Source organism: Enterovibrio calviensis DSM 14347 (assembly GCF_000621165.1).
Taxonomy (GTDB): Bacteria; Pseudomonadota; Gammaproteobacteria; order Enterobacterales; family Vibrionaceae; genus Enterovibrio; species Enterovibrio calviensis.
Genome location: NZ_JHZA01000001.1, coordinates 35,075 through 46,463, shown reverse-complemented (window position 1 = coordinate 46,463; position 11,389 = coordinate 35,075). Strand labels below are relative to the sequence as shown.

The 11,389-nt window shown below is 48.5% G+C and carries 5 protein-coding genes; all 5 read left to right on the top strand.

Translation table 11 applies throughout. From position 1 onward, the window contains the following. The first annotated feature begins 368 nt into the window (after positions 1–368). The 5 genes from Q365_RS0100185 (at position 369) to Q365_RS0100165 (ending at position 11,351) form a co-directional block, all read left to right on the top strand. Complete coding sequence (locus Q365_RS0100185) at positions 369–665, top strand: PTS fructose transporter subunit IIB (RefSeq protein ID WP_028021437.1); 297 nt, start codon at positions 369–371, stop codon at positions 663–665. A gap of 5 nt (positions 666–670) precedes the next feature. Then, positions 671–3,151 carry a phosphoenolpyruvate--protein phosphotransferase gene (gene ptsP, locus Q365_RS0100180; protein WP_028021436.1) on the top strand — a complete coding sequence of 827 codons (2,481 nt, stop codon included), beginning with the start codon at positions 671–673 and terminating at the stop codon, positions 3,149–3,151. Positions 3,152–3,214: 63 nt separating this feature from the next. Beyond that, positions 3,215–5,647: a GH92 family glycosyl hydrolase gene (locus tag Q365_RS0100175; protein ID WP_035024195.1), complete on the top strand. Its 2,433-nt coding sequence runs from the start codon at positions 3,215–3,217 to the stop codon at positions 5,645–5,647. 231 nt (positions 5,648–5,878) lie between these two features. Continuing rightward, positions 5,879–8,587: a GH92 family glycosyl hydrolase gene (locus Q365_RS0100170; protein WP_028021434.1), complete on the top strand. Its 2,709-nt coding sequence runs from the start codon at positions 5,879–5,881 to the stop codon at positions 8,585–8,587. Between the two features lie 67 nt (positions 8,588–8,654). Then, positions 8,655–11,351, top strand: coding sequence for a GH92 family glycosyl hydrolase (locus tag Q365_RS0100165; RefSeq protein ID WP_028021433.1), 2,697 nt, complete (start codon positions 8,655–8,657; stop codon positions 11,349–11,351). Positions 11,352–11,389: the final 38 nt, after the last annotated feature.

Here is an 11,389-nt window from a genome sequence, read left to right as displayed (position 1 = left end):
AGTGAATCACGGGAGAAACGAAGTTCATTGCTCGAGCAATTCCGTGGCTAGCCGATGTCACTTATGTGCACCTCAATAATGCACACGAAAAAGGGATGAACCAAGATCACGTAATTGCGTGTTGTTAGCCCTAGAAGTCGTGTTATTCCTTGCTAGCCCGCAACCATTGCGGGCTTTTGTTAGGAATTTCGCTGCATCGTTCCTCAGTTTTCTCCCCCATCCAGCTTTGCTATGCCCGCTTCGGTGACCCAATTCACACATTGTTTTTCATGCGTCTTTTGTCCAGTAAATGTTAGCTATTTCATCTGTTTGTTAGACAGGTTAAGGCATAACATCAGCCTGTCTGAATCAAACGATAAGTAGAGCATATGAACGTCGTCGCTATCACTGCATGCCACACCGGTATCGCCCATTGTTATATGGCAGCAGATCGTCTCATCGAAGCCGCTAAAGCACTCTCCATCAACATCAAAGTTGAAACCCAAGGCGCGATGGGTATTGAGAACAAAATCTCCAAACGCGAATTTGATTCCGCAGATTTTATATTGTTGGCCACTGAAATTAGCCCGGCAGAAAGCGATCGCTATGAAGGGAAAAATCCCACCATCGTTTCCGTGCAAGAAGCCATCAATCACCCCCTATCTCTTTTGAAAAAATTTAAGTGAACACAATGAAAAAAGAAGTCGCATTTACCTGTGAATTGCCTAACGGTATTCACGCTCGCCCTGCAAACCACCTTGAAGCGGTTTGCCGTCAATTTAGCAGTGACATCACGTTGAAAAACCTGCGTAACGACAACACAGGTTCAGCAAAAAGTGTGCTGTCGCTAGTGGGTACAGACACCCTGTTGAGCGACCCATGTTCATTGATCATTGAAGGTGATGACGCAGAAGCGGCATTTGATGTGCTGGCGACCTACCTGCGTGAAGAATTCCCGCATTGTGACGAAGAGTTGGTGGTGATGGATGAGGGCGATGTGACCTTGCCACAATCACTGATGAACCATAACCCAACTCTTATCCGCGCGAAGCGTCTGTCTGCAGGTATCGCGAAGGGTAAACTGATTCGCTACAACGAAATCGAACTGTCAGTGTTCGAGCAAGAAACTGCATCGCTGAACTTCGAACAAGCCAAGCAGCAAGTGACTGAAACTTTGATTGATCAAGCAGAGCTGGCGAGTGGCCAAGAAAAAGAAATCATCAAGGCGCATTTGGGTATTTTGAACGATGAAACCCTGAATGAAAAAGTATCGGGTTTTGTGTCGAACGGTGAGTCGCTGGCGAAAGCGATCCTTCTTACCGTTGCGGCAATTACCGAAACCTTGATGCAATCGTCTTCTGCGTACCTAAAAGAGCGTGTGCTAGACATCAAAGACATCGCATTGCAATTGCTGATGACCGCGCACCCACACGTTGAAGTATCAACAGACTTCACATTGACTGAACCGTCAATCGTGATTGCGAATGACCTGACGCCAAGCCAGTTCTTGGGTCTAGACCGTGAATTCCTGCAAGGCCTGATCCTGACGCAAGCGGGCTCTACCTCGCACACCGTTATTCTGGCGCGCGCATTCAACATTCCTGCGGTATCAGGCGTTGAAATTGATGCATGTGCGAAGCACGAAGGCGAAACCCAGTTCGTTGATGGTGGCTTAGGTATCGTGGCACTCGCGCCTTCTGATGCGGTTGCAACCTACTTCGAACGCGCAATGTGGCTGGCAGAGCAAGTAAAAGCCTCTGACAGCGAATATCTAGATCTGCAAGCGCAAACCAAAGACGGTCACAAGATTGAAATTGCAGCAAACATCGCTTGTACCGTGGAAGCGGAATCGGCGTTTGCGAAAGGCGCGGAAGGCATTGGTCTTTTCCGAACTGAAATGCTGTTCATGGACCGCAGCACTGCACCTGACGAGCAAGAACAATTTGACGCGTACAAAGAAGTGCTGGAAGCCGCTGGCGACAAAGCCGTGATCATCCGCACCATGGATATCGGTGGTGACAAGCCGCTGGATTACTTGAACCTGCCACACGAGCACAACCCGTTCTTGGGTTACCGCGCGGTGCGCATCTACCCGCAATTCCTGGCGTTGTTCCACACCCAACTTCGTGCGATTTTGCGCGCAGCGCAATTCGGTCACACCAAAGTGATGATCCCGATGATTCAAAGCATCGAAGAAATCCGTTGGGTGAAAGCACAGCTAGAGATCGTGAAAGCGGAATTGGTGAGCGACAACACCCCATTCGGTAAGATTGAACTGGGCATCATGGTAGAAATTCCATCCGTGGCATTCATCATGGATCAGTTCTGCAAAGAAGTGGATTTCTTCAGTATTGGCTCAAACGACATGACCCAATACCTACTGGCGGTTGACCGTGACAACGACAACGTTGCCAAGCTTTACAACAGCCTCACACCGTCGTTCCTGCGTCTACTTCGCGCAGTGGTCTCTGGTGCACAAGCGCACGACAAATGGGTTGGCCTGTGTGGTGAACTAGGCGCAAACAAGAAAGTGCTTCCACTGTTAGTGGGTGCAGGCTTGAACGAACTGAGCATGGCGGCACCAAGCATTGCTCCAACCAAAGCAGCACTTCGCCAATTCGACAGCGAAGCGTGCAAAGCACTGTTCAATGAAGCGTGTGATTGCGCGACGATTGCAGACGTTGAAGCCTTGCTAGAAGCGTTCGCACAGTCTCAAGAAGACAAGCCACTGCTGGACGTTGAATGTGTGCTGCTTGATTGCGATTTCAGCAGCAAAGAAGAAGCGATTCAAACACTGGTGGGAAACCTAGGTGTACGTGGTCGCACTCACTTAGTGAACGAGCTAGAAGCCGATATCTGGGCGCGTGAATCGGTATTCACCACAGGTCTTGGCAATGGCTTTGCGATTCCACACACCAAATCAGACAACATTGCACATTCGTCTGTCTCTATTGCTCGCTTGAACAAGCCAGTGATTTGGAGCGACGACGAAGATGGCGCGGTCGAATTTGTCATCATGCTGACGCTAAATAAAAACCAAGGCGACCAGCATATGCGTATTTTCTCTGGCCTAGCGCGCAAACTTATCCACGAATCTTTCCGTAACACCCTAAAAACAATGACGACGGAAGCTGAAATTATCGGTTACCTGCAGTCTGAGCTCTCTTTGTAATACCCAAATTACGATTTCAGGTGCTGCATCCCCCTGCGGCACCTTTTTTAAAAAGGTAGAAGAATGAACATCAAGATAGCGCCTTGTGCACTAGCTATAGCCCTTGCTTTGTCTGTTGTTGGCTGTAATTCAGATTCCAACACCTCAGAACCTGGCATTTCTATTCCTTCAGTGTCGATTATCGATAAAACCGTTCTTAAATATGTTGATCCAATGATTGGTACCGCTGCATCGGGCCATACCTTCCCAGGCGCAGTTGTTCCTGCGGGCATGGTTCAACTTTCTCCAGATACATTTATTGGCTCGAAAGAAGGCCATGAATCTGGTCAAAATGAATGGCATTCAGCGTCAGGCTATTGGGACTCGTCCAACTACGAGACAGGCGAAATTGTTGATACTGACGTATCGCTTTACGGTTTCTCACACACACACTTGTCAGGCACCGGTGCAACTGATCTGGGTGATATTCTGGTTCTGCCATATTCAGACTTGAATGACCATGCGCTGAATACGTTTGATAAATCGAACGAAATCGCAACGGCAGGCTTTTACAAAACCCAACTAAACAATGGCGACATCGACGTAGAACTCACAACCACTAAACGCGTTGGCTTGCACAAATACACCTTTGCGAAAGGCGCAGATCGTAACGTGAAGTTCGACTTGGGCCACACCTTGTTAGCTAATGGCGGCAAGTCGCTGAAAAACAAAATTGAAATCGTTGATGAATACACCATTCGTGGTCGTAAATCGTCAACGGGTTGGTTCCAAGGTCAAGACCACCAAGGTCATGACATTTTCTTCTACGCGAAGTTTAACCAACCAGTGGCAAGCGCATTGTTGGGTACAGATGGCAGCGAGCCTGATACAAGCATGCGTCATAATGCTGTTTATCAAGGTGATGACCTTACTGCATTCCTAAACTTTGGTGCGGGTGACGAAGAGATCGAAATTCGCGTTGGTATTTCCCCTGTTAACTGGCACGGCGCACAGAAGAACTTAGAAGCAGAAACCCCAACGTTTGATTTTGCCAAAGTGAAATCAGACGCGGAATTCGCGTGGGCTGAGAAGCTAGCAAAAGTGAAAGTAGAAGGTGGGTCAGAAGCAGAAAAAACCAACTTCTATACCGGCATGTATCACATGATGATCGCGCCAATCGAATTCTATGACGTTGATGGTCGCTACGTGGACATGCTCGGCACCACGCGCACCTTGGAAGAAGGCGATACGCCGAACTATTCCATTTATTCAACGTGGGATACCTTCCGTGCGGTTCACCCGTTCTGGACCATCATCGATCCGAAACAAGCGACCTTGTATGCGGAAGATTTGATCCGCAAATCAAATGACGAGTTCGGCATGCTCCCTAAGTGGGAAGGCCACGGCTCTGAAACGGGCACCATGATCGGCTACCCATCAACAGCAATCCTTGGTGATGCTGTGACCAAAGGTTTGATTGATGCAGAAGAAGCACTTGAAGCATCGGTGAAATCCGCGCGTTATCGTCCACATGACTTCCCGCAGATCCACGATGATATTTTGACTGCGCTAATGGCAGGCCAACTGAATTACCACATCAAAGAGAAGTGTGTTCGCGTGCCAAACTGGAACTCCGTGTCTTACTCACTTGAATTCTCTTTCTACGATTGGACCATTGCTGAAATGGCGAAAGTCGCTGGCGATATGGACACCTATGACGAATTCAAAGCGCGCTCTTATAACTCGCTCACGCATTGGGATGCAGAATCTGGCTTCTTCGTACCAACCGTTCAAGTGGGTGACAACAAGTGTGCACCGCTAGCGGGTTCTGACACGTCATGGGAACAAGATATCTATCCGAACGGCTTTAGCCCATACGTCGCTAACCCTTACGCTTTCACTGAAGGTAACGCATGGCAGTGGCAATGGACCTTCATGCAAGATCTCGACAAACTGACTGAGATCATGGGTGGCACAGAGGGCTTGAACGAGAAGCTAAACAACCTATTCAATGCAGATTCAAACCAAGGCGATCAGCATCAAGACATGACGGGCTACATCGGCCAATACATTCACGGTAACGAACCTTCGCACCACGTAATCTACCTGTATAACCGCACCGAAGAATCTTACAAGGCGCAGGAATACTTGGATCAGGTTTACGACGAATTCTACAAGCCAACGCCAGACGGCATCATTGGTAACGAAGATGTCGGCCAAATGTCAGCGTGGTACTTGATGTCGTCCCTTGGTTTCTACCAAATCTCACCGACTGACCCAACGTACAGCATCGGTCGCCCAATCTTCGACAAAGCCACCATGTCGATTGGCGACGGCAAGTTTACGGTTATCGCTGAAAACAATGGCCCAGATAACTTATATGTGAAATCGGTCACCATTAACGGCGAGCCATTGGATAAATTCAACACCTTTAAACACGAAGAGTTTAAAGCGGGTGGTGAACTTCGCTTTGTCATGACTGCCGATAAATCAGAGGCAATGAAAGCGAATCTGTAATTGGAGATCAGTTAAAAAGTGTCACTAAGTTAAAAAGGAGAACCGCCCAAGTAATTTAAGCAATATGTACTGTTTAAGTGTTGGGCGGCTTTTTGTGCAATACCAAAATAATTAAAATAAACGGCGGTCGTTTTTCTATATATCAGAAATATATTCATGCTGAATTCAGCAGGGATTCGATCACGCCAAAAACAATAATCCAATACGTTTTTAACGAAATATAGGTCGAAAATGATAAACAAAAAATCTGTGCTTTCTATGGCGATCGTTTTTGCATTGGTGGGCTGTAATTCAGATTCCTCTGATAACCAAGGACACATTGGCACCTTGCCTCAGCCTGATCTGTCTGTACTGAATTATGTCGATACACTGATCGGCACTAAAGGGCTGGGTAACGTTAACCCTTCACCAGTGATGCCAGAAGGCATGATCCAACCGTCGCCAGACAACTTCGACCCGAACGGCTGGAATGGCAAAGGGTCTCCGTCTGAATACGACCCAACCAACGCGCTGCTTTCGGGTTTCACCATGACCCATATTTCAGGCGCAGGTAAAGGCGACCTGAATGATTTCGCGTTCCTGCCATACACGGGCTTTAACACTGATGCGCCAACCATCAATAAAGACACTGAAACCGCAGAAGTCGGTTATTACTCTGTTGAATTAAAAGAGACTGGCGTAAAAGCAGAACTGACGGCGACCGACCGTGTGGCGTTCCAGCGTTATACTTTCAAAAAGGGCGAAGATCGTAAAGTTCGCATCGACCTCCAACATGAGTTGCTAGAAACCTACGGCAACCACTCACGCAACATTTACTACAAGCGTTTGAACGACACGACGGTGGTGGGTGCACGTACTTCTAACGAATGGGGCCAATGGCAGACTGTCTTCTTTGTTGCTGAGTTCTCTGAATCCATCGTTGAAGAAAACCTTTACGCAAAACTGGCTTCTGAAAGCACATTACGCCCCGTTGATGCAACTGAAGTGGGACTGGCAGACTACCGTGGCTACGCAGAGCATCAGCCAATGCCGGGCGAACCTGAGCCTGATGCCGACCGTTTAGCCCAGCGCGCGAATGATGTGATGACACACCTGAACTTCGGCAAAGGTGATGCACCAATCACAGTCAAAGTGGCGATTTCAGGTACCAGCGTTGAAGGCGCGATGAATAACTTGAACGCCGACACGAACGATTTCAATTTCGATGACGTGGTGGAAAAAAACCGCACTGCATGGGCTGAAATTCTGGGTGAATTTGAACTGGAAGGCGGCAAAGAAGCTGACAAGACCATGTTCTACACCTCGCTTTACCGTACCTATGTTGCACCATTTGTTTACCAAGACGTAGACGGAAAATATCGCGGCATGGACGGCAAAGTTCATCAGGCTGAAGACGGTTTGGTGAACTATTCGGTTTATTCCATGTGGGATACGTTCCGCGCCGCGCACCCGCTGAAAACCATCATTGATAAATCGCGTGCGGTTGAATATGCGCATGATTTGCTGAACAAATACAAAACGGGCGGCGTGCTGCCTAAATGGGAACTTCACTCGGATTACACCGGTGAAATGGTCGGGCATCCTGCTGTTTCTGTTATTGCAGATATCATGGTGAAACACCCTGAAGCCTTCACGCAAGATCACTTTGAACTGGCGATCCAAGCGGCGAACGACACCCTCAATTTCTCGTTAGATAAAACCGACAGCTGGGTTCCATACAAAGACGCATGGTCTGGCGACAAGCGCTTTACGGTTATGACACGCCATAACAATTACCAAGAAGAACTCGGCTACATTCCCGCGAATGCCAAATGGGCTGCTGATACAGGTGACAAACCGGCTTATGTGAACGGACTCTCTGTCGATAAGTATGACGGGTTGGTGAACGAATCTGTTTCGTATGGCCTTGAGAATGCTTACTACGATTGGACGGTTGCACAAATCGCCAAACTTGCCGGTGATGAAGCGTCATTTGAGCGTTATATGGCGCGTTCTGAAGCGTTCAAAAACTACTTTGACCACAACCCAGAAGTTTACGGCAAGCTCCTAGACAGCAAAGGCAATTCACTTGGCGCGACGGGCTTTATGCGTCCGGTATACAACCAAAACGGTAGCAAGGTCTTCGCTAACAACCTGAAAGCGGACTGTGTGGATGAAAACCTAGCGCTGTCTATCCCGCAAGGCTTGGATTACAACGCCTGTAAAGACCGTAAGAGCCTGACAGAAAACGATTTGTTCTGGCCTTACCGCGCCGAGCACCGTGGTGAAGATTTCACGGAAGGTAACACCTGGCAGTGGACATGGTTTGCCCCACATAACATCAATGGCCTTGGCAACGTGATGGCGGGTCAGAACACCGTTCGTGCTGACTTCGACACACCAGAAGCGTTGACGGCGGACGGTAAAGCGGCGCTATTGGCGAACTTGAATGCGCTGTTCAACGCGAACTCGAATGCAGACACCAGCCAGTCTCACGATATGTCCGGCTACATTGGTCAATTCGTGATGGGTAATGAACCTGACCACCACGTGCCGATGATTTACAACTGGACCGCTGAACCTTGGAAAACGCAGGAAATTGTCGACCAAGCAATGAATGAGTTTTACCACCCAACATTAGAAGGCCTGATTGGTAACGAAGACGTTGGCCAAATGTCAGCGTGGTATGTAATGAACGCACTGGGCTTCTACCAAGTGACGCCTGCGGATCCGTCTTACACCATCACGCGCCCAATCTTCGATAAAGCAGTGATCCCAGTCGATGGCGGTTCATTCACCATCACGACGGAAAATAACAGCGAAGAAAATATCTACGTGAAATCTGTTGCCATTAATGGCAAGCCTCTAAATAACAATTTCTCATTTAAACACTCAGATCTGAAGTCGGGCGGGCAATTAAGTTTTGTCATGACCGGAAATAAAGAAGACGCATTAAAGTAAAAATAAAAAATCAGGAGATCTATTCGTAGATCTCCTTACCCTATTTTTAGTGAAATGAAGGTGTAACATGAAATTCAAAAAGAGTTTAGTTTGTGTTGCGGTAATAGCAGGAATATTGGGGTCGGCGGGTTGTACTACTCAGGGCGTTTCTTTAACTGAACAACCTGTTATTGAAATGGGATTAAACGTGCCAGTTGCGTTTGATGACATGGACATTACACGCTTTGTTAATCCATTTATTGGTACGGGCAATTTAGGTAACACTTATCCGGGGGCGACAACGCCACACGGTATGGTGCAGTTGTCGCCAAACAACGGGTCGAACGGGTGGGAATACACCTCTGGGTATTACTACAACGATAACCGCGTTTCAGGCTTCTCCCACACCCACCTTTCTGGTGCGGGCGCGGGTGATTTGAATGACATCCTCGTGATGCCAATCAACTCCCGTTCAGACTACATGCTTAACGAGGGTTCGCCTCAGCTAAACCTTGAAGCATCACGCTTTAAGCACCGCAACGAGCAAGCCACCGCAGGTTACTACTCTGTTCTCCTCGATGACTATGACATCAAAGCCGAACTGACCGCGTCAGATCGCGTGGGTGTTCACCGCTATACCTTCCCGCAAGATGAAAAATCCGAAATCATCGTGAACCTGGGCTTCAACATTAACTGGGACTACACGGCAGAATCGCATTTCGAGTGGGATAAAGACGCCAACACTTTATCAGGCCATCGTTTCTCCGACGGTTGGGCTGCGAGCCAGAAAGAATTCTTCGTGATGGAATTCGATAAGCCAATCAAATCGATTCGCTTTGAATATTTTGACCGCGACACCAAATCGTATGTGCCAGCCAAAGCTGGTACGACCGAATTCACCAACCAATATGCCCGCGCTTATGTCGAGTTTGATACGGCAGGATCAGGCCTAGTGGTTGAAGCCAAAGTCGCGCTTTCAAACACAGAAGTAGGCGAAGATGCGCAGTCTGGTGCGTCGTTGAACATGACGGAAGTGGCGGGTAAATCCTTTGACCAAGTGCGCAAAGACGCCACGGCGAAGTGGGAAACCGAGCTGGGTAAAATCAAGGTCGAAGGCGATGTGGAATACAAACAAACCTTCTACACCGCGATGTATCACGCCTTGTTGGGTCAAACCATTCACTCGGATCTTGATGGTCGCTACCGCCAAGTGATGCAAGGTCGCGGCGCTTACCCTGATGGCACCAATGCCAACGGTGATGTGGTCTCTGAGCCGTTGATCGAAAAAGTCCGCATTGCCGATGCAAACAAAGACGGCAAAGCCGATTTCGTTCGCTATGACACTTTCTCTTTGTGGGATACCTACCGCTCTGTTCAACCGCTTTCAAGCATCATTGAGCCGAATCGCCTAGCGGATGTTGTGCTGTCCATGCTGTCGTATGCAGAAGAAAGCTGGGTCGACCACAACGGCAATACTCGTCACGGTCGTTTGCCGGAATGGACATTCAAGGGCAACGAAACAGGCATGATGATGGGCATGCACTCAACCCCTGTGATTGCAGATGTGTTGACCAAAGGCTCACTGGATGCGCGTATGGATGAGCTGGGCTTTACCCAAGCGCAACAAGACGACATCAAGCAGCGTCTGATCAGCGCCATGATCAAAGATGGCCGCAAGGGCAGTGCAGTTGATTCCATCGACGAGTACGTCACCAACGGCTACAAAGCCTCAAAGATGCGCATCGGTAAAGGCGACTTATGGGCGCATTCACCGTTCGAAACCAGTTGGACGGCCTCATACTCACTAGAGTATGCCTACAACGACTGGACCATCTCCCAAGCGATCAAAGCCGTATTGGGTGAAGACGCGCCGGAATACAAAGAGTTTGCAGATCGTTCGAACAACTGGATGGCGCAATTCGATTTCAACGGCAAGAAATACAAAGGTTGGTTTAAAGCGCGTGACACCGAAGGCAACTTCATTGATGCCGATTGGGTTGATCCTGCAACAGGCCTAGCAGTAGATAAAGACTGGCGTCCAGACATGTTCAACTATGCGTTTGCAGAGTCAAACGGCTGGCAGTATTCGTTCAGTGTTCAGCATGACATTCATGGTCTGATTGACCTGATGACAGAGTTCGATAAAACCCAGAACCCTGAGGCGAAACGCGGTGAGCTATTCACCAAGCGTTTAGACGAATACTGGTCAACGTACCCAGACCGCAACGCCGGCGACAACCAGTTCCCGGTGTTTAACACGGGTAACGTAGGGCAGCACGTTCAAGGCAACGAGCCTGATCACCATGTGCCGTACCTCTACAATTACGTTGGACAGCCTTGGAAAGGGCAAGCAGCCATCGCAGCAGCCACCAATGTGTGTTACGACAACACCCCAGACGGCATTTGTGGTAACGACGACTTCGGCACCATGTCGGCGTGGTTTGTGTTCCGTGCATTGGGCTTCTACCCAGTCAGTGCATCGACTGGCGTTTATGAAATCGGCACCCCGCTGTTTGATAACGCCACCATCAATGTGGGCGAAGGCAAAACCTTCACCGTGACAACGAAAGATGTCAGCCGCGAGAATATCTTTATTCAATCCGCGACATTGAATGGTGAAGTGTTCGAACGTACTTACCTAACCCGAAAAGACATTATGAATGGCGGCACGTTGTCATTTGTGATGGGTGATGAGCCAAATAAACAATGGGGTTCTCAACCTGAAAATACACCGCCAGATTTTGGCGTGGGTAAATTCTTGCATGCGGATCACATGCCGAAATAAGCATAATTAAAAATAATTAGCACCAAATTAAATAATAA

Coding starts and splice junctions, on each gene's coding strand:
- Q365_RS0100185 (WP_028021437.1), top strand. CDS start 369: ATGAACGTCGTCGCTATCACTGCATGCCACACCGGTATCGCCCATTGT.
- ptsP (WP_028021436.1), top strand. CDS start 671: ATGAAAAAAGAAGTCGCATTTACCTGTGAATTGCCTAACGGTATTCAC.
- Q365_RS0100175 (WP_035024195.1), top strand. CDS start 3,215: ATGAACATCAAGATAGCGCCTTGTGCACTAGCTATAGCCCTTGCTTTG.
- Q365_RS0100170 (WP_028021434.1), top strand. CDS start 5,879: ATGATAAACAAAAAATCTGTGCTTTCTATGGCGATCGTTTTTGCATTG.
- Q365_RS0100165 (WP_028021433.1), top strand. CDS start 8,655: ATGAAATTCAAAAAGAGTTTAGTTTGTGTTGCGGTAATAGCAGGAATA.